Genomic DNA, 19,745 nt, shown 5'->3' with positions numbered 1-19,745 from the left:
CTCATCGGTCGGGGTGGTCTTCCCCGGGCCCGAGCAGGTGCTGCTCGATCGCGGACCGGACCGGCCCGGGCACGGGCACCGGGCGCTGCGTGGTCGCGTCGACGAACACGTGGGTGAACCTGCCCGTCGGCGCGCGAGCTGGGCATCGACGAGGACAAGCTCAACGTGCACGGCGGGGCGATCGCCGTCGGGCACCCCTTCGGCATGACCGGAGCGCGGATCACGTCCACGCTGCTCAACGGCCTCGAGACGACCGGCGGCCGGTACGGGCTGGAGACCATGTGCGTCGGCGGCGGCCAGGGCATGGCCATGGTGCTCGAGCGGCTCTGACGCTCTCTCGTGCATCAGGTCGGCAGAACGCGGCCGGTTCGGTACTCCTGCGTACCGAACCGGCCGCGTTCTGCCGAACAGAAGCGCTGGACCGTGTCCCTACGAGACCCAAGCGCCGTCGCGCATCAGGGTGCGCCCGCGCAGCTCGTCCACCTCACGCCAGGCCTGGATCTGCTGCGGGTGCAGGACCAGGTAGACGTACCCGTCCGGATCCTCGCGCGGGTCCCAGTCGGCCTGGGCGGCGTACCCCTGGGCCAGGGCCGGAGGCGCGTCCACCATCGGCACGGTCTGCTCCAGCACGGCGTCGACGAGCACGACGTCCCGGGTGTGGCCGAGTGCGAGTCGGGTGCTGGAGATGCCGGCGATGTTGCGCGCGGTGCGGGAAGACTCCGGCAGGGCGAGCACCACTCGCTCCTGCAGCCAGGCCAGCGACAAGGGGATCAGGTAAGGCTGTGCCGCGCCGTCGTCGGACGACGACGCCACCCAGGCGTCACGCGCCGGGCTCGTCAGCATGGCCAAGGTGTCGGCGATGCGCTGCTCACGGGGACGGGGGCCTGGCGTCGAAGCGTGCGGCATGACCTCATCCTGCCCGACCTGCGCGAGGCCGGGCAGGAGCGGTGTCATGCCGACGGGGCGTAGAGCGAGAGCGTCTGGGCGATCAGGGCCGGCTTGTCGGCGCCCTCGATCTCGATCGTCACCGTGGAGGCGAGCCGGACGCCCTGCGCGGTGGTCTCCGCCCCGGTGATCTCGGTGGTCGCGCGCACGCGGGCGCCCGCGGCCACCGGGGTGAGGAACCGCACCTTGTCGAGGCCGTAGTTGACCGCCATCGCGGTCTGCCCGACCTCGAGCAGCTCCCCGGTGAGCCGCGGGAGCAGCGACAGCGTGAGGAAGCCGTGCGCGATCGTCGTGCCGAACGGCCCGTGCTTCGCCCGTTCGGCGTCCAGGTGGATCCACTGGTGGTCCTCGGTCGCGTCGGCGAACGCGGCGATCCGGTGCTGGTCGATCGTGAACCACTTGCCGGTGGCCTGCTGGCCGACGGCGTCGGCGAGCGCTGCGGGGCTCTCGACGCGGATGATGTCGCGGACCTCGCTCACGCCTTCGGCCCGCCCGCGACGTAGAGCACCTGTCCGTTGGTGAAGGAGGCCTCCTCGGAGCAGAAGAACGACGCCGCGGCCGCGATGTCCTCCGGCTGCCCGACGCGTCCGACCGGAATGTTCTTGGCGGCCTCGGCGTGGAGGGCCTCCGGCGTCATGCCCAGACGCTCGGCGGTGGCGGCGATCATGTCGGTGGCGATCGTGCCCGGGGCGATGGCGTTGGCGGTGACGCCGAACTTGCCGAGCTCGATGGCCAGGGTCTTGGTGAAGCCCTGCATGCCGGCCTTGGCCGCGGAGTAGTTCGCCTGGCCGCGGTAGCCGAGCGCCGAGGTGCTGGACAGGTTGACGATGCGCCCGAACCCGGCGTCCACCATGTGCTTCTGTACGGCCCTGGTGACGAGGAACGCCCCGCGCAGGTGCACGTTCATCACGGCGTCCCAGTCGTCGGCGGACATCTTGAACAGCAGGTTGTCGCGCAGGATGCCGGCGTTGTTGACCAGGATGGTCGGCGCGCCGAGCTCGGCGACCACGCGCTCGACGGCGGCGGTGACAGCGGCCTCGTCGGCGACGTCGACGCCGATCCCGATCGCCCGGTGGCCCTCCGCGACGAGCTTCGCGGCAGTCTCCGCGGCAAGGTCTTCGAGCAGGTCAAGCACGGCGACGGCATGCCCGTCCGAGGCCAGACGGGCGGCGGTCGCGGCGCCGATGCCGCGGGCGCCGCCGGTGACGACGGCGACGCGGGGTGTGGTGCTGGTCATGCGGGTGTCCTCTCGTCGAAGGTGATCAGCTGGCGCAGCTCCTCGCCGGCGGCGAGGCGGTCCAGCGCGCGGGGCAGCTCGTCCAGCCCGATGCGGGCGGAGACGAGTCGTTCCAGCGGCAGTCGTCCTGCTCGCCAGAGTTCCACGTATTGGGGGATGTCGCGGCTCGGGACGGCCGAGCCGAGGTAGGAGCCGACGACGGTGCGGGCCTCGGCGGTCAGGCTCAGCGGGGAGATGCTCGCCCGGGCGTCCGGTCCGGGCAGCCCGACGGTGACGGTCGTGCCGCCGGGGGAGGTGAGGGCGTAGGCGGTCTCGAAGGCGCGTGCGTTGCCGGCGGCCTCCACGACGACGGGGGCCCGGAGGCCGGCGTCGAGGGCCTCGGCCGGGGTGAGGGCGCGGGCGCCCAGCTCGCGGGCGAGGTCCAGCTTGGCGGTGACGGTGTCGACGCTGATCACCTCGTGGCCGAGTGCGGCGGCCACCAGCAGCGCCGCCATGCCGACACCGCCGAGCCCGACGACGGCGACGGTCTCGCCCGGCGGCGGCCGGCCCGCGTTGAGCACCGCTCCGCCGCCGGTGAGCACGGCGCAACCGAGCAGCGCCGCGACGTCCGCGGGGACGTCGTCGGGCACGGGGACCACCGAGGTGGCCGAGACGACGGCGTGGGTAGCGAAGGCGCTCACGCCCAGGTGGTGGTGCACGTCGGCGCCGTCGCGGTGCAGGCGACGGGCGCCGCCGACGAGCTCGCCGGCCGCGTTGGCGGCGGATCCCACGGAGCAGGGCAGTCGGCCGTCGGTGGCGCACGCCTCGCACTGCCCGCAGCGGGGCAGGAAGGTCATGACCACGCGGGTACCGACGTCGATCCCCGCAGGGGGCGATAGATCGGTGCCGGGGCGGGGGCCGACAGCCTCGACGATCCCGGCGGCCTCGTGGCCGAGCAGCATCGGGGTGGGCCGGACCCGGTTGCCGTCCACGACGGACAGGTCGGAGTGGCACAGCCCGGCCGCCTCGATGCGGACGGCGATCTCGCCGAGGCCCGGTGGGTCGAGCTCGACCGGCCCGACGGTGAGCGGGCGCGAGTCGGCCCAGGGCGCGGGCGCGCCGCAGCGTTCGAGCACGGCACCGGTGATCTGCACGGCAACGACCTCCTCGTCGTAGACTGTGCACCCAGCATACCGACCGCGCGGTATGCGGGGAACCGGACGGTGTCGCAACGTACGTCCGGACCATGGTGAGAGGGGCCGCCAGGTTGTCGTTCGGGTACTGGATCGGGTCCACGTCTCCTGGGCGATCTGCGCGATCGCGGCCCTGACGGTCGGCCACTGCGGGATCGTCAAGGAGAACCACGCCCCCGCACGTCGGACGTCGGCGACATCTCTTGCGGTGGCGAACGCGGCATCGCCACGCACCCACACCTGCTGACCGGTACTGGTGAGGACCCGGGCTGTCTTCTGCGCCCGGTCCAGGTGCCAGGCCACGGACTTGCCCGACCGGACCTGACCCTTGCGCAGCGAGCACTCGGCGACCACCGGCGCTAACGACGGCGTGCTGATCGTGGCGACCAACGCGTTCAGCCCTCGCACCCCGGAGTACCCGGACCCGGCACTGCACTCGAACGGAAGGACGCCTGAATGTTGCAGATTCGGAAGTGTGGGAGCGTCGAGTGACACCGCTTTGCTGTGGCACTCACCCGATCATGTACGCGATGCCGTCGCCACGGTCTGCTGCCTGGGAGATGAACGCCTGCGCCTGGTCCAGGAAGTGCGTTAGGTCCTCGTGGCGGTAGCGGAGGTACCCGCTGGTCTTGCCGTCGTCGGAAGCGGCGCACTGCTCGATGTCGCGGTTGGTGATCGCCGCGAGGTCCTGGGACAACGTGCGGACCTCGGTGGGTTCGAGGGCGCGCAGCCAGGGGATCCAACCTCGCTTGACATGGGCTATCTGCCCCTCGAAGAGGCGGTAGGACGGACGCGCGGCCCGTCCGCGGCGCGGGCCGGTGAGGTCCTGGAAATCTGGCCACGCCTTGTCGAGGTACAGCAGGTTCGGACTGGCCTCGGGGGCGCTCAGTCGGCTCCATGCGGCGAAGAATGGATCGTCAGGCAGCGCGAGGCGTGGTTCACGGATGACGGTCTCGGCATCGTCGGGGTGCCAAGTCGATGCGTAGTAGCGGATTCCCATACCCGCGATCGTGGCCGGGACAGGCCTGGCGCCGATACCCCTTTGCCGCATCTGTGGAGAACGTGCGGCGGATCGCGTCACATGGCGTCGATGAGGTCTCTCATCACCTGGGACGGGTTGGTGTGCTCCGCCTTGGCGCGCGCTTCGAGCTTCGCGCGGCGCGCAGCATCCAGCCGGAGCGTGAAGGGCTTGGCGTCCTGCCCGACGCTGACGGGTCGGCCGGGCGACGACGTGCCGAAGCGTGCGCCGGGAAAGCCGGCCTCGGCCTCGTTGGCCCACGTCTCGATGTCGGCGTCGGAGAAGTCGGCGCCCGACGCTGCGGTGTACTTGGTCATGGTCACTTCCTTCGTAGTCCCGTCTCGGTCATAGTCTTGGTACTCGCGGCCATCGCGTGGAACACGAGCCAGTCGTCGATGCCGACCTCGATGGCGACGTACTCAAGCAGTCGTCCTCGCCCGTCCATCCCGACGCCGACCCACTGCAGAGGATCCGTGTCTGTGCGGCTGACCTTGCGCAGAGTTCCTTCGAAGGCGGCGACGACGTCGGCCGGTTCGATCTCAGGGTGGCGCTGTTGGATGCGCGGGTGAACTCGGACCGGCAACGTCGCCTCCCTCGCTATTTATGTACGACACCATCGTAGTACGTAAGTCGAGTTGCAGCCACTACCCGAGCCTCAGCCGTCGACCTCGAACACCTCGCGCAGGTTGTCGACATGCAGCCGTACCATCCCGCTGCCGGGAGCGGTGACGACCTCCGCTCCGTCGACGTTGAGCAGCCTGCGCACGCCGATGAGCACCGGCGGCGTCTTCGACGCGGGCACGCCGAGCGCGCGGGCGAGCGTGCGCAGGTGCGCGGTGCCGTGCCGCGACACCAGCTCGTCGAGCACGTGGGCCACCTGTTCGTCGGTGACGTCGCTTGCGCTGCGGACGGTGTGGCGCTGCTCGGCGTACACCGCCGATGCCAGCACACGTGCCACGAGGTCGCTGGGCTCGGCGACTGCGGCGGCGTCACCCTTGGGCAGGTCGAACAGCAGCTCGCCTCCCGCAGGCGGGGCAGCCTTCTTCCGCCTGCCGGACGGGAGTGTGACGGGCGCATGCACCGCCGCCGCGGAGACAGGCTCGTTCCACCACACGGGCTGCTGCTCGGGCACGGGCGCCCACCCATCTGCTCCCGAGGTCGCGGTGGCGGGCTGCAGCACGACGACGGGCACGGTGACCTCGGCCAGTGACGCCCCGCCGTGGTACCCGGCCGCGACGTGCCCGTATCGGGTGTCGTCGCCCCACAACAGCACTGCTTCCTGTCGGCCGTCGGCCTGCACGCGTGGCCCGCTGACGGCGACCTCACCGTCGCTGACGGGGCCACCGGCCGCGCGCCAGCGGCCGTCGCGCGCGGCCGACGGCAGCTGCCGAGTCTCCCGCTCGACAACGTGCCCATGGTCAGAGGTGAGCACGACGGTGCGCCGGTGAGTGCGGGCCGCCGCGAGCAGCGCGCGCAGCGGGGCGAGCGCGTCGAGGTCCCAGCGGCGCGCCGAGGTGTCGGTCTTGTGCGTGGCGTCGTCGATCGTGTTGATGACCACGCCGACGACGGCGGCACCGGCGTCGGCCAGCGCGCTCGCGACGGCGTCGGGCAGTGCGGCCCCGGCCCCGGAGCGCAGGTCACCCTTGTGGAACAGGGGAGTGCCGGCGAAGGCGGCGGCCAGGCCGCGCTTCTCGGTGGCCGACGAGCCGTGGCACACCTCGCCGGTGAGCAGGCTGGTGCGGGACACGGCGGTCTCGCTGGGCAGGGCGGCGACGACGGCGAGCCTGCGGCCGAGCGTCTCGGGCGCCCACTCGACCAGACCCTGCCTCGTGGCCTCCTCGGCGAGGTCGTGGGCGATGGCCATGGACATCCCGTCCAGCACCACGAGGAGCACCCCGCCGGTGCCGCGCACGGCTCGCCAGGGCTGCACGACGCCGCGCAGCACGTCCTCGACACCGTGGGCCCCGCTCCAGCCGGCCTGCGGGGTCCAGGCGGTCACCTCAGACAGCCGCCGGGCGGCGCGTTCGTCGCGACGACTGCGCCGCGCGCGCACCCGCTCGACGAGCGTGGCCAAGGCGCCCGAGGTGACCGGGTCGTCCGAGGCGTTCCACACGGCTCCGACGGCCACGTCGACCCAGGCGCCGTCCGTGGTGTGCTGCTCCAGGTCGACAGCCAGGTGGTCGGTGGGCTCCTCGTTGGTGGCCAGCCAGCGGGCCAGCCGCACGGCCATCAGAGCGACCTCGCGCACCTGGTCGGCCTGGCGGTGGGCGAGCAGATCGTCGAGCCGCTCCTCGTAGCCGTCGCCCGCCGCCACGGCGGTGGCGAGGGCCTGCATCCGCGCGTCGAGGCCTTCGGGCAGGATGGTGGAGCGCCGGGCACCGTCGGCCCAGCCGAGCTCGTCGAGCAGCGTGGACGCCTGGGTGGCCGCGGTGGTTACTGCCTGGACATCCTTCGGGTCGGGGCGCGGGTCGTTGTCCACGCGCAGCACCGCGGCGTCGGCGAGCTGGGCGACGGCGCGCAGGTCGGCAGGTCGCGGCTCGAACCCGCCAAGATACTTCTCCAGGCGTACGCGCGCCTCGACCTGGGCGGTGACCGGCGCCTCGTCGTCGGCGGGCCACAGCACCCCGGCGGTCAGCGCGAGCGCGAGCGGGGTGAGGTAGTTCTTCTGGCGCGCCACGTGCAGGGTGAAGGCGGCGGCGGCCCCGAGGTCGCGGTGGGCCCACTGGGCCAGGCGGGCCGCGAGCTCGTCGTCGACGGACTGCCAGGCGGCGCGCTGTTCGGGCTCGGCGAGGCCGGCCAGCAGGGTGTCGGCATCGGGGATGGTGCCGCGCTCAAGCCCGATCAGGTGGGCCAGCAGCCCGCCGAGGGCGTGACGCGCGGAGACGGTGAACCCCTCGGACGTCTCCCACCCGCCCGGTGGGACGTGGTCGAGCAGCGCACGCGCGGCCCAGGAGTGTGAGCGCAGATCCTGGGCGACGTCGCGTGCCCCGAACAGGCTCGGCACGAGCTCCCATTCCTCGGCGAACTGCAGGTTCTGGGCGTAGATGCCGGTCAGGATGGCGTCACCGAGGTCGTCGGGCGTGCGGTCGGTGAGCACGACGGCGCGGGCATCGCCCGGCAGATGAGCCACGGCTTCGAGGATCGCCAGTTGGGACACCCCGCGCACCACGTGCACCTCGTGCTCGCCGCGGTGCAGCACATCGGGACCGTCCCACTGCGGGCGCGCCCACAGCAGCAGCACGCGTTCGCGGCGCGGCGAGGCGAGGAGCCGGTCGGCCATCTGGTCCACGAGGGCACCAGATGCCTCGGGGACGTTGCCGGCGTTCACTGCCACCGCCAGGTGATGTGCAGGGTCTTGTCCCCGGCCAGGTCGGCGGCTTCGGTGATCATCTGGTGCGCGATGTCCTGGATCTGGGCGACGGTGGTCGCCTGGGCGCTGCGCTCGCCCGCGGCGCGCTCCTCGAGCTCGCGCAGGCGTTCCTCGGCCCGGCGGCGTTCGGCGGCCTCGGTGCGCGCCTGACGTTCGGCTGCCTCGGCCCGGCGCCGGGCGTCGTCGCGTTCGCGACGGGCGGCGGCCTCGCGTTCACGGGCCTCGGCCCGGGCTGTGGCTGTGTCGCCGGACGGGGCGCGGTCGGCGGGGGTCGGCCGGCTGGCCGTGAGGATGGAGGTCGCGGCCGTCGTCGCCTCGGTCAGGGCGGGAGCGAGCGAGACGACGAGCTCGTCGGCCCCAGCGGCCTCGCGCAGGCGCTGCAGTGGCGCTGCGCCTTCAGCGCCGAGACCGGGCAGCTGGGTGACAAGGTCCCAGCTGACCTGACGCAGGCGTGCACTGAGCGTGCCGGCTGCCTTCAGGCTTGCGGTCAGCGCGGCGGTGTCGGCGGGCAGGTCGACCGCTGCCAGCGCCTGCAGGCGAGCCAGGTCGTCGGGCTCGTGCGCGAGCATCTCGACGAGGTCGGCACCGGTGCGGGCCGTGGCCATCCGGCCCGTGCCGGGATCCAGCCCGAGGATGTCGGCGTGCTGGTCCAGTGCGTCGGCCAGGCCGCGGGCGGCCGGGGCCAGCTCGGTGGCGCGCTGCTTGACCTGCCGGGCCACGCGGGCGACCACCTTGGACAGCAGCGCATGCTCGCCGCGCGCCACCCCGAGCACCTGCTGGGCGCGCCCGAGGGCCGCCTCCCACGTGGTCGCGTCAGGCAGGGCGGGCTCGCGCAGCTCGACGTCGCGGGTCAGGCGAGCCGGTCCGCCGAGCGTCACCTCCCCCAGAGCGGTGGGCCCGTGCATGAGCTGCCGATCGGTCAGGGCTGCCCAGGCCAAGATGAGCAGGTCCTGCATCAGCTCGGTCAGCCCGTACTTCTCCAGAGCGCGGCGCAGGTCGGCCACCGTGGGGTTGCCGCTCGCGGCGGCAGTGCGGAAGTCGTCGTGCCAGCGGAACGTGGCCTGCGAGACGTGGTAGGTGGACTCGTTCAGGTGCCCGACACCGTAGCCGACGACGACGCGACGTACCGTCTTGAGCACCGCGCGTTCCACGGTCTCGATCCGCCCACCTGTGGCCATCGCCTCGCGCACCAGGGTCAGCACAGCGGCGGCCTCCGCGCGGCGCACCTCGGCGCCCGGGTTCTCGATCTGGGGGTGCCCCGGGTACCGGGCGTCGAGCGCCGCTGCGAGCACGCCGTCGACGGCGCCGCGCAGCGTCGCGGCGCTGGGGTTGGCCGGTGTGAACCGCGGGTCCAGGGTGTGGAACGTCTCCCACCCCGCGTCGATCCCCGCGACGTGCGCCTCCGTGGGCGTCTCGACGCCGTAGGCACGCTTGAGCGCGTCGATCATCTGCGCGGTGAGGTTGTCGCGCTGGTTGGTCAGGTCGCGGCGCGCCGGTTCCCGGTCCGCCAGCGGCAGGGACACCGCATGCTTGTCGAAGACGCTGCCGCTGAGCAGGTAGCGCAGCTGGACCAGGCGGCTGAGGTCCCGCACCCGGGCGTCGGTGAGGAACTGCGGCAGCCACACGATGGTGTCCGACTCCACGCCGTCGGCCTGCAGCTGCTGGATCTTGACCCGGTTGTCGACCGCGCGGTCCTGGTCGCCCGGAGCGAACGGGAACGCCACCACCAGCCGCCACCGGCCGTCCGTGGCCCGCAGCGTCTCGGTGGCGAGGTTCTCGTCGCGCGGGTTGCGGAAGATGACGTCCACGGTGCGGCGCTGCCCGCGCCACGTGTGGTCGAGCGTGTAGTCCACCCCGGACATCGAGGTGTCCTTCTGCGCGCCGAGCGCCTCGGCCAGCAGGTCGCGCACGAGGCGCTCGCGGTCCCCGGTGGTCTCGTGCCCTGCGACCTGCTCGAGCAGGGCGTCCGTGTCCACGCCGGACAGGGTCATGGTGATGATCGGGTCGGCCACGTCCTGGGCGATGGTGATCTCGCCCCACTCGGCGGCCCACTCGCGCACGAGGTTGACGACAGTCTGGGCCTCGAAGCCGGGGATCATCGCGGACACGGACCCGAAGTTCAGCGCGGCGAGCTTGGAAGCGGTCAGGTGGCGCATCGAGGCGGCCTGGGGCACCAGGGCGGAGATGAGCAGCGTCTTGGCCAGCCGGTCCTCGCGACGGAACGCCGAGTCGCGCGGCGCTGAGGCAGCGGCTGCCGCGTCGAGGCCGTGCTTGTCGAGCAGGTAGGGGCGCATCTTGAGCGTGTAGAAGTTCCGCGCGGTGGTGAACAGCGGCCGCAGCTCGACGTCGAGCGGGCCCTTGTCGTCCTCCAGGACGACGAGGTCGAAGATGTCCCCGGCCTGGATGACGTCCTCGACAGTCAGGTCGTCGTAGCCGCGGGCCAGCAGCTCGCTCATGATCTTCAGCGCGGTGCGCGATCGCTGCATCACGTTGGACAGGGCCACCATGACGTCGATGAGCGCGGGGGCGAACGGGTAGACCTGCTCGAAGGCGACGCCGTCGGCGTGCATCTCCCCAGACAGCAGGTGCGTGGTGGTGGCGGGGTTGGCCCGCACGCGGGTGAACGCCTCGGCGAGCGCCGCCTCGCCCGCCTCGCCGGTGGGCTGCAGCAGGCGCCGGTGCACGATCCGCGGCAGCGACGTCGACGGCAGGGTGATCGGGGTGAAGCGCGACTCCCAGTGCTTGAAGTTGTCGTCGACGGCGACCTTCTCCGCGCCGACGCCGGCGTCCCCGAGGAAGTCCTTGAGGTTGCGCTGCCGCGCGACGAAGGAGACCAGCGGCACGGCCAGGTTGCTGGCGCCGGTCTCGACGAGCTTGGTGACCTTGGCGGTCTCGGTGGCGATGAACTCGCTGTTGCGCACGTGGTTGGCGAGCCACAGCACCAGCTCGTCGAGGAACAGCGCGACGCCGTCGTAGCCGAGCGCCTGGGCGTGGTGGGTCATGGCCTGCAGGCCGGCGGTCATGTCCAGCCAGGTGCCCGCTCCCTTCGACGCAGCGAAGTAATGCTGGGTGAGCTGGGAGACCAGGTGGTCACGCTCGGGGTCACCGGGCGGCTGTCGCCGGGCGCGGTCGTAGTCGGCGGCTGTCATGGCGCCGGAGGTGGCGAAGGTGCCCCAGCCGGACAGGTCGGCGCCGGGGTCGGTGGTGCTGCCGGGCGCGGCGAGCGGGGCGAAGAATGCCTTGTCGCCCATCTGGGCGCGCAGGTTGTCGGCGTCGGCGAGGATCTGGTCGGCGTGCTGCAGCACCGGCAGCGGGGCGTCGGGGTGCTTGGCGGCGACGGTGCGCAGGTAGCCGGTGAACAGGGCGTCGTCGAAGGATGTCGCCCCGATGAGGTGGTAGTCCACGGCGAGGAAGCGTTTGTCCAGCACGTCGGCGTGCTTGGCGACGACGCCGCCCAGCCCGGTCAGGGAGCGGGCCTGCGTGTCCCCGGTGAGCAGCAGGTGCATCACCGCCATGTAGTGCGACTTGCCGGAGCCGAAGGAGCCGTGGACGAAAGCCCCCTTGGAGCGGTTTGGGCCGGTCATCGCCGCGGCGACGAGCCCGAGGCCTTCGTCGAACTGGGCGGCGATCTCCTCGGTGACGACGTAGTCGCGCACCATCTGGGCGTGCGCCTGGGAGATGCGGCTGATCTGCAGCACGAAGTCGTCGTCGTGCACCTGGGGCTTGATGTGGATCGCGTCGCGCAGCAGCATGGCTACATCCTGGCTCATCGGGCTACTTCCTCCGGGCGCGGGTGGGCGGCGGCTGGACATCTGCGGTGACCTGCTCGCGCGTGGTCGCCAGCGCGGACAGCGTGGTGTCGAGCACCTGGGTGATCATCTGTGCGGGCGAGACGCCGAACTGCGGCTCGATCTCGTGGTGCCACTGGTGCAGCCATGGTTCGAGCTCGACCAGCCCGGCGAGCACGGCAGTGAGCGCATCGGTGTCGCCGTCGGCCTGCAGGGCGGGCAGCTCGCGCGCTAGCGCGAGCGCCTGGTCGCGGTGGTCCCAGCCCGCCCATCCGAGCACGGGCGTGGGGTCGTTCTGGCGGCGCAGGTCGGGGTAGGCGATGAACCGTTCCTTGGGCACGTCGAGCTTGCCGCGGGCCCGCCAGTACTCGGGGCGGCGGAAGTCGGCCGTGGCGTACCGCGGGGGGACGGGGATAGTGACCTCCTCGCCGGCGTCCTCGCACCGCTGCAGGTCCCAGGTCTGCTGCCAGGTGCGGAACTTCTCCAGCCCCTGGGGCTTGTACCGGTGGGCGGCGAGATACGGCACGGCCTCGTCCAGGGCGACGGCGAGCACATCCGCCAGGTCGGGGTTGCCGGTTCCGGAGAGCACGACGGCGAGACCGGCCACGACCTGGTCGTGGCGCAGGGCGTGGGCCAGGTCGGTGAGGCTACGCACGACCACGCCCTGGGCGTCGCGCCACAGCGCCGGGTCCTCCAGGCGGTCCAGCAGGGCGTCGCGTACGGCGGCGCGCTGCTGCTTGGCCCAGGGCTCGCGTAGCCAGCGGCGCTTGAACTCGGGCCTCTCCAGCAGGCGGATGCTGCGGTCATCTGCCATGAGGTCCAGGCGCCGCTGGACCAGGTCGCGGTAAGTGGCGGGCCACTGTGCCGGGATCTCGGTGATCGGGTCCGAGCCGTGCCGGGCGAACCACGCGGTGTCCTCGTCGCCGGCGGCGACGCGGCGGGCGAGCGCGATCTCGAAGGCCCGCTCGCCCAGGTCGAGGGAGTCGACTCCGCTCCTAGAGTCGGTGAGCGGCTCGTCGATGAGGCCGTACAGGTGGTAGACGTGCCAATCGAGCTCTTCTTGCTCGTAGACCATCCGGGCCCGCAGGCGTGCGGTGGACTGCTCGGCCTCGGCCAGTGCGTCGGTCAGCGCGCGACCACCAGGGTCGGCGACCCAGCGTTCGACGACGGCGCGCGGGGAGGTGGCCTGGAGGTCGCGGGCGAGCGAGTCCAGCACCCGGCCGCGGTCCGGTGTCAGCCCCGGCGGGAGGGGGAACTCCTGCAGCTTGGTGCCGGTGAACTCGAAGAACCGTTCCCACTCCTGGTCAGCGATTCCGCCGCCGATTCCGCCGTTGCCCTTGTCGTGGCTGACCTGCTTGAGCCAGAAGCACGCCGCCGACGAGTTCAGCACCCCCAGCAGCTCCAGGTGGTCGTCCTCGCTCGCCCCCTCGGGCAGCTTGATCACCGGCGCGGTCTGCTTGAAGACCTTCCCGCCCCGGTCCAGGACGAAGTGGTTGTGGGTGGACACGAAGGGGAACGCGATCGACAGCGGGCGGCGGTAGCGCTTGTCGAAAAACATCGAGTACTCGAACCAGTGCAACTTGCGTTCGAGTTGCGTCTTGCCGTAGGCCACGCGGCCGACGAGGCGGTGCTTCCAGGGCCAGAGCATCCGCTGAATGCTCGGGTCGTCAGCTGCCTTGAGCGTTTCCGTGTCGTAGGGCCAGGCGCTGACCGTTGCCTCTGTAGGTTCGGTGAAGTCACGAAGGTACTCGCCCTCGACCAGTGCCCGCTGGTGAGCCTCTGGCACGTCTTGCCGCCGCAGGGTTCCGACGCCGACCATGAAGGCGTCGTCCTCCCGTGTCACGGCACCGAAACCGATCTCATCTACATGGCGTGACAGACGGCCGTTCACAGCGTTGAGAAGGTCGAGCACCTGGTCGGCACCGCCGCCGCTGAGGGACCAGGGGTGGCTCGTCAGGACCTCGCGATCCAGATCCGTGACCGACACATACGTCCCGTCGAAGCCCGGCTCGGCCAGGTGCTGCACGATCTCGGTCCACACCTTGCCCTTCGCCGGGTTGTCCGGCTGCCCGGGCTCGCCGCGCACCCCGAGCACGGCGCGCACGATGCCTGCCTCGGGCCACCTGCGCCGTCCGACGATGATCACGGTCGGTGTGCCGTGCCCCGGGATGTACGCCCCTGACGTGTCGATGACGTGGGTCAGGTCGGCCGGGTTGGCCAACAGGGACGGCTCACTGCTTCTGCCACCGAAGAACTGTTCGATGAGCTTCTTGCCGAACTCACGCTTCATGAAGGAGTTCGCGGTGATCTGACCGACGTACCCGGCGGGCACCCCCTGCGCGCCGCGGATCGCCAGCCGGAAGAACAGCTCCATGAACGGCACGGACAGCGCGTACTGGCGGTGCGCCGTCGGATACGCCTTGCGGTACTTCCGGTTCAGCGTGCTGTCCTTGACGGTGATGTACGGCGGGTTGCCCACCACCACGTGGTACTGCCCGGTGGTCAGGATGCCCCGGTAGTCGCCCAGGTCCTCCGTGGCGTACTCGAACACGCCGGTGGCGCCGTCGTCGGCCGCGAGCGTGTCGCCCAGGTTCAGCTGGCCGAACATCGCGTCGTCGAAGGTGTCCTGGGTGCCCTGCGCGCCGAGCAGGGACTCGCCGATCGCCAGGCGGAAGCCCATCGGGGCCAGCCCTGCGAGGCTGGTGTCCCCGGCGGCACGCATTCCCGCCACCGTGAGGCGGAAGCGGGCGATCGCCACCGCGAAGGGGTTGAGGTCCACCCCGCTGATGGACGCCATCGCGGTGCGCACGCGCTCGCGGGCGCCCATCGCCGGTGCGTCCGCGAGCCACTTGGCGTGCAGCCGCTCGAAGGCGCCCAGCAGGAAGTGCCCCGACCCGCACGTCGGGTCGATGACCCGCAGTCCCTTGAGGCCGAACTCGCGCACGGCGGGCTCCAGGGTCTGGTCGAGGATGAACTCCTCGACGAACTCCGGCGTCTGCAGCAGCGCGTACGTCTTCTTGGCGTGCTCCGACAGGTCCTGGTACAGGTCGCCCAGGAACCGGGTGTCCAGCGATGCGTCGGTGAAGTCGTGCACCAGGTCACCGTCCGGCGTCGTGCGGCGCCAGAACGCCATCAGTGCCGCGGCGGCCTCGCCCGAGATGGTCGCCGACCACACCGGGTTGTGCCGCCGGTCGATCAGCGCCGCACCCGCGGGCTGGGCGGCCAGCACCGCGAAGCCCTGCTGCAGCCAGTGACGTCGGCTGTGCGAACGATGCTCGGCATCGCTGCGGATATAGGCGTCCAGGTTCTCCTCGGCACGCTGCGTGCCTTCGCCCGGGCCCGTGATCCAGCCGACCGGAACCTGCCGCCCCGCCACCCGGGCGCCCGCCAGCAGCGCGTTGTCCTCGCAGAACCGCAGGAACGTCGTCGAGACCAGCCACGCCACGGCCGCCTGGTCCACCTGGTTGTCCCGCCACGCGAGCCACGACAACCCCGTGCGCTGGCGTTCGACTGCCTCGGCGTACTCCGCCTGGAGGCGGGTGGACCACTCGATCTGTGGATCCTCGGCCCGCTCGGTCAGGTCTGCCTGCAGCAGCCGCAGCTGCGCCCTCAGATCCTTCAGCAGGGCGGCAGAGTCGATCACCGGGCATCTCCCTCAGGTCGAACGGTGTCAGGTCGTGCAGTCTCGGAGCCGAACGCCGACAGATGAGCGGGCAGGTCCACCCAGCCTGCCACGCCCACCGGGACGGGCTCGCCGTCCAGCAGCGGGCGGTCCGAGCGGCCGTCGCGCGCCACCAGCAGCCAGCGCGCCGCCGGCCGCGGGGTGGCCAGGTCCAGCATCTCGGCCAGCAGCGGCCCCAGCCCGTAGCGGACCAGGGGAGAGGCGTGCGTCACCAGCAGTGGCACGTCGCGGGCCATCTGCTCGCGCCACACCGGCTCCACGGCCTGGCGCACCAGCGTGGCCATCCGCTGCCGGTCCGCGCCGCCCGCGGGCCCCGCGTCCACGCCCAGCAGGAAGCCCCAGTCGATGCCGTGGCGTGCTGCCGTCTCGCGGGTGGCGTCCACCAGCAGCCGGGGCACATCCAGCACCTCGACGCCGTACGCGCGGGACAGGTCCGCCACCGCGCGGGCGTAGTAGCGCGGCCGCGTGCACAGCGTCAGGGCTGAGTGCCGGGGTAGCGTGCGGGCCAGCTCCCGTTCGGCCTCGTGCGTGGGTGACACGGGCGCCGAGCCGTGCCGCGTCGTGGAACCGAACGCCGTCGTCGTGCCCCGCTGCTGCGGCTCGTAGACCGTGTCGTCGCCGTTACGTTGCGCCGTCATGCCGAGCACCTCGTGGACCAGCGCGTCCAGCGCCGGGCCCGACGGCGGGAACTCCACCCCGCCGAAGCGTGCCACCACGTTGGCGCGCAGGGCCTCGCGGGCGATTGGACGCGCTGGGCGGCCCCGCATCGACACCTCCAGCGCCGTGGCAGGCTCAAGGTCCGCCGGATACAGCTCGTCGAAACTCACCGACACATGCGCCCGCGTCGAGGCGGCTGCCGCGAGGCGCAGCAGGCGCCGCGACCCGATCTGTGGGGCGGCGCCGGTGACCGAGCGCGCCGTGCCCTCCAGCTCCGGCGCCGCCCGGGAGAACGCCACGATGCCGTCCGCCACCAGGGCGTCGGCGGTGTCGCCCAGCTCGGCGGCCAGCTCGGTCAGGACATCCGCGTCCGGATGCTCGACATCCTGACCGAGCGGGTCGGCTGACTTGTGCAACGCCAGCAGGTCGTCCTTGGCCGGGTGGCGCCGCCGGCGCAGCTCCAGGCGAGGGTCCGGGTGCCGGGCATCCAGCTCCACCACCGCGCGCAGCAGCGCCGTCCCGGCGCGCAGACGCTCTGGTCCAGAACGCAGCGACCCCAGGTTGGCGGCCAGCGCGCGCGCCAACTCCCGGCGGGTCATCACGCGGCCCGCCTCGGCCAGCAGCCTGACCACGGTGCTGCGGGTCTCGTCCAGGACTGACTGGCCGTGGCCCGACCAGCGCTCCACGGCTGCCTGCACCGCGGCGCTCACCTGGGGGCGCGTACGCCCCAGGTGAGTGGCGACGTCTGCGAGCTCCGGCCAGTCGTTGCCGTCGAGACCCTCCAGCACTGCGCGGATGGTCGCCTGGTCGTCCGGCCTGTCGATGCGTGCCAGGAGCCGCTCGACGCGCTGCTCAGTGCCGCGCGACGGCGCCTCCGCCGGGGATGTCAGCGCCTCGCGCCACTGCGAGATGCGCCGCGCCAGTTCCTTGCGGTACCGCTCGCCCAGCCCCGGGATCGCGTTCACCGTCACCGGCGAGGTGCCCAGCAGGTCGCTCACCGTTACCACGCCGTCCAGGCGGCGCGCCCCCGACAGCGCTCGGGCCGACAGCCCCGCCTCGCTGAGCGGCGTGTCCGCCGTGACACGCGCGGCCAGCTCGTCGTTCGCCTCGGCGTCGGCGGCGCCCGTGTCCAGCGCGGCGAAGATGCGGTGCCACTCCTCGGCCATCTGTGCCGCCGAGCCGTGCCGCTGGTTCGCGGCCGGGTGCAGCGCTGTCGTGAAGAAGCGCGCCATCGCCGCTGACACGCTCGGCTCGAACGACGACCGCTCGACCACCGGTGCCTCGGTCGCCTTCGACGGCCGCGACATGTTCTGCGGCCACCACGGCAGCGACCCCGTCGCCATCTCGAACAGGGTGGTCGCCACTGCCCAGAGCTCGGCCGCCCGGTCGTAGCGCCGTCGTCGTCCCCGCCCCAGGTACGGGTCCAGATAGCCGGGCGTGCCCGCCTCGATGTTGTCCACCGGCTCGGCCGACAGCGAGAAATCGAACAGCACCAGCGACGGCTTGCGCGTGCCCGGATCCGGAATGATGCCCAGGTTCGCAGGCTTGACGTCCCGGTGGAACCCCACCGTGGACTCCACGTGCACCATGGCCTCCAGCAGCTGGCCGCCGTAGCGCTCCAGCTGCTCTACCGTTGCCCGGCCTTCCTTGGCCAAGCGGGTCGCGAGTGTCTCCGTGCCGGCATCCGTCATGAGGATCGCCGCACGGCCCCCGACCTCCAGCAGCTCCGGCTCCACCAGCCGAACCACCCGGCGGTGATCGAGCTGGGCGAGCGCGCGCACCTCTGCGGCCAGCCGCTCGGTTGCGGCCTGGTTGCGGGCGACCTTGAGGATCAGCTCGCGGTCCGGGTCGTCAGCCTCGATGTCCTTAACCCCGAGCGCCAGGCCCGAGGAACCCTCGCCGCGCCTCGACATGACGAGGAACCGGTCGTCGAGGTCCGCGTCCTCGTCGGCGTCCAGCGGATCGATGACCTCGCGGCGTGGCGCATCGGGCTCCTCCGTGCGGACCGTGAGCCACCGCCTGCTCAGCAGCTCCAGCACGTCCTCGACCGTCGAGAGTCGATCGACGTCCCACCGGGCGGTGGCCGCCAGCACCACGTCAGCGACGTCGTCGGGCACGTCCGACGACGCGCGCCGCGGGTCCAGCCCGCCACGCTGCTCCAGCGCGGCATCGACCTCGGCGCGGTCAGCACCCGGTGCCCTGCCCGTGAGGATCAGGTACGCCAGAGCGCCGAGACCGAAGACGTCCGCCGCGATCCCCGGCACGTCGCCCGCCGCGTCGATGCTCTCCGGCGCCAGGTAGACCAGGTCGCGTGCATCCTGCGAGCCTGCGATGTCCGACGGATGCCCCGAGAGCACCGACAACCGCGTCGTCGTCTCCGAACGCTCCTTGGAGCCCGCGAACCAGTTACGGACCGCCACCCGGGCGGGGCGGTCGTCGCCCTGCGGCGTCACCCACACGTGCGCCGGAGACAGTGCCCGGTGCTGGATACGACGCTGATGGGCATACCGCAGCACCTCGCCAAGCTGGCGCACCAGGGCTACCCGCGCAGGCTGGACTAGCCGGCGGCCCTGCTCGCTGGACAGGAACACGTCCAAGCGCATCTCGCGCGGGTCATGATCGAAGAGCAGCGCCGGACCGTCCGGCGTCGTACGGAACTCCGTCGGTGCCGTGATGCCGTCGTGGTTGATGCCGAACGTGAGCTGATACTCCCGCTTGGCCAGGCGCTCCAGCCGGGCGCGCTCGTCTTTCGGCGCCCGCGGCGTGATGTCGTACAACCGGATGCGCTTGAGCACGCCGTCCACGTCCGGGTGCTTGACCACGACGTCCTGCCAGTCCGGGCCCTCGGCGACGGGGTCGATGTCCGGGTCGACTACGTAGTCCGCGACCTCTCGCGACTTGGGCGTGGGCTTGAACCCGGCTGCCCGGCAGACCGTGCGGATCTGGTGCGCGCGGCGCGCGTCGATGCGGTCCCGGGGATGCTCTGCTGCCGCCGCGAGGAACTGCGTGAGGCGCTGCACCGGCTCGCCCTTGATCTTGACCTTGTAGCCGTTGAGCGTCACGACGTTCGTCTCGCCGTTGTTGCTCAGGTCGAGCGTGGAGCCCTCACCGTGCATCACCACCAGCGGCCTGACGAACGGCAGCGACCGCCGAGCCTCCGGCGACACCTTGAATCGGCCGCGCTTGAGCAGGCTCGCCAGACGCTTCGACTTGCGGTCCGTCAGCAGCAGCGGGTTCTCCACGTTGCCGCGACGCAGCTGCCAGCGCACCTGATCGCCCTGGATGTAGCCGCCCCAGCCCTTGAGCTCGACCAGGTAGAAGCCGGAGCGGGTCAGCAGCAGCACGTCGATCTCACCCGTGCGGCCGCCGTCGTCGATGAACGTCAGGTTCACCCAGGCCGTCGTGACGCCGTCGTTCGGGAGCATCCTTCGGAACTGGTGGAGGGCCGCAGCCTCCGCCGGGGAGGCGGGCTCGCCGAGCACGTGCCAGAACTCGTCCGGCAGCCCGCTGTCCTTGCGCTGGTTGGCGTCCTTGTTCTCCTCGGGCTCGTCGCTGTCGTGGACGTCGTCAGCGTCGTCAACCATCGGCAGTGCGTCCCGTCGTCGTCCTTGGTGTGCTGCGTGCAGTGCGGGTGCTGCCGTGCGCTACGTCGCGTGCAGCACCCGCGTCCGGATTGTTCCATGGCCGGGTGTGTGCGTCGCGCCTGACTGACCATGCGAGCCTGGCCGAGAAGGGTTCGCCGATGCCCACCTTCTGTGTGAGGTGGCCAGGTCGATCTCGATGCCGAACGGCAACGGGCGCCGTCCTCGTCGTCGACCAGCCACATGCTGCGGATGCCAGCTGACGCGTACTTGAGCGGCTAGATGTGCCAGCGAC

The 19,745-nt window shown here is 71.7% G+C and carries 11 protein-coding genes and 1 pseudogene; 1 reads left to right on the top strand and 11 read right to left on the bottom strand.

Annotation, left to right across the window (positions count from 1 at the left end; all coding sequences use genetic code 11):
- Positions 1-123: 123 nt before the first annotated feature.
- Positions 124-330, top strand: a pseudogene (locus PZC42_RS10215) (acetyl-CoA C-acyltransferase); the annotation flags it as partial.
- 99 nt (positions 331-429) lie between these two features.
- Here the strand turns inward: PZC42_RS10215 and PZC42_RS10210 are convergent.
- The 11 genes from PZC42_RS10210 to pglW form a co-directional block, all read right to left on the bottom strand.
- Positions 430-954: a pyridoxamine 5'-phosphate oxidase family protein gene (locus PZC42_RS10210; RefSeq protein WP_277210633.1), complete on the bottom strand. Its 525-nt coding sequence runs from the start codon at positions 952-954 to the stop codon at positions 430-432.
- Complete coding sequence (locus PZC42_RS10205) at positions 951-1,424, bottom strand: MaoC family dehydratase (protein WP_277210631.1); 474 nt, start codon at positions 1,422-1,424, stop codon at positions 951-953. Before PZC42_RS10205 ends, PZC42_RS10210 begins: the two co-directional genes overlap by 4 nt.
- Positions 1,421-2,182 carry a 3-oxoacyl-ACP reductase FabG gene (gene fabG / locus PZC42_RS10200; RefSeq protein ID WP_277210630.1) on the bottom strand — a complete coding sequence of 254 codons (762 nt, stop codon included), beginning with the start codon at positions 2,180-2,182 and terminating at the stop codon, positions 1,421-1,423. Before fabG ends, PZC42_RS10205 begins: the two co-directional genes overlap by 4 nt.
- Complete coding sequence (locus PZC42_RS10195; RefSeq protein WP_277210628.1) at positions 2,179-3,315, bottom strand: alcohol dehydrogenase catalytic domain-containing protein; 1,137 nt, start codon at positions 3,313-3,315, stop codon at positions 2,179-2,181. The genes fabG and PZC42_RS10195 overlap by 4 nt, the downstream gene beginning before the upstream one ends.
- A 550-nt stretch (positions 3,316-3,865) precedes the next feature.
- Complete coding sequence (locus PZC42_RS10190) at positions 3,866-4,354, bottom strand: hypothetical protein (RefSeq protein ID WP_277210626.1); 489 nt, start codon at positions 4,352-4,354, stop codon at positions 3,866-3,868.
- A 77-nt stretch (positions 4,355-4,431) separates the two neighbouring features.
- Positions 4,432-4,689, bottom strand: coding sequence for a CopG family transcriptional regulator (locus PZC42_RS10185; protein ID WP_277210624.1), 258 nt, complete (start codon positions 4,687-4,689; stop codon positions 4,432-4,434).
- 2 nt (positions 4,690-4,691) lie between these two features.
- Positions 4,692-4,955 carry a hypothetical protein gene (locus PZC42_RS10180; protein ID WP_277210623.1) on the bottom strand — a complete coding sequence of 88 codons (264 nt, stop codon included), beginning with the start codon at positions 4,953-4,955 and terminating at the stop codon, positions 4,692-4,694.
- A 72-nt stretch (positions 4,956-5,027) separates the two neighbouring features.
- Positions 5,028-7,706: a BREX-2 system phosphatase PglZ gene (gene pglZ / locus PZC42_RS10175; RefSeq protein WP_277210620.1), complete on the bottom strand. Its 2,679-nt coding sequence runs from the start codon at positions 7,704-7,706 to the stop codon at positions 5,028-5,030.
- Positions 7,697-11,512, bottom strand: a complete 3,816-nt coding sequence (locus PZC42_RS10170; protein WP_277210618.1) for a DUF6079 family protein — start codon at positions 11,510-11,512, stop codon at positions 7,697-7,699. Before PZC42_RS10170 ends, pglZ begins: the two co-directional genes overlap by 10 nt.
- A gap of 4 nt (positions 11,513-11,516) precedes the next feature.
- Positions 11,517-15,173, bottom strand: a complete 3,657-nt coding sequence (gene pglX / locus PZC42_RS10165) for a BREX-2 system adenine-specific DNA-methyltransferase PglX (protein ID WP_277210616.1) — start codon at positions 15,171-15,173, stop codon at positions 11,517-11,519.
- Positions 15,170-19,453: a BREX system serine/threonine kinase PglW gene (pglW, locus tag PZC42_RS10160; protein WP_277210614.1), complete on the bottom strand. Its 4,284-nt coding sequence runs from the start codon at positions 19,451-19,453 to the stop codon at positions 15,170-15,172. The genes pglX and pglW overlap by 4 nt, the downstream gene beginning before the upstream one ends.
- Positions 19,454-19,745 lie beyond the last annotated feature (292 nt).

Source organism: Isoptericola croceus (assembly GCF_029382255.1).
Taxonomy (GTDB): domain Bacteria; phylum Actinomycetota; class Actinomycetes; order Actinomycetales; family Cellulomonadaceae; genus Isoptericola; species Isoptericola croceus.
Note: the sequence above shows the minus strand (reverse complement) of the source record. Positions and strands in the feature narration are given on the sequence as shown.

What these genes read in the sequence shown, in the direction of transcription:
- PZC42_RS10190 (WP_277210626.1), bottom strand. Translation starts at nt 4,354, where the DNA reads ATGGGAATCCGCTACTACGCATCGACTTGGCACCCCGACGATGCCGAG.
- pglW (WP_277210614.1), bottom strand. Translation starts at nt 19,453, where the DNA reads ATGGTTGACGACGCTGACGACGTCCACGACAGCGACGAGCCCGAGGAG.
- fabG (WP_277210630.1), bottom strand. Translation starts at nt 2,182, where the DNA reads ATGACCAGCACCACACCCCGCGTCGCCGTCGTCACCGGCGGCGCCCGC.
- PZC42_RS10170 (WP_277210618.1), bottom strand. Translation starts at nt 11,512, where the DNA reads ATGAGCCAGGATGTAGCCATGCTGCTGCGCGACGCGATCCACATCAAG.
- PZC42_RS10210 (WP_277210633.1), bottom strand. Translation starts at nt 954, where the DNA reads ATGACACCGCTCCTGCCCGGCCTCGCGCAGGTCGGGCAGGATGAGGTC.
- PZC42_RS10185 (WP_277210624.1), bottom strand. Translation starts at nt 4,689, where the DNA reads ATGACCAAGTACACCGCAGCGTCGGGCGCCGACTTCTCCGACGCCGAC.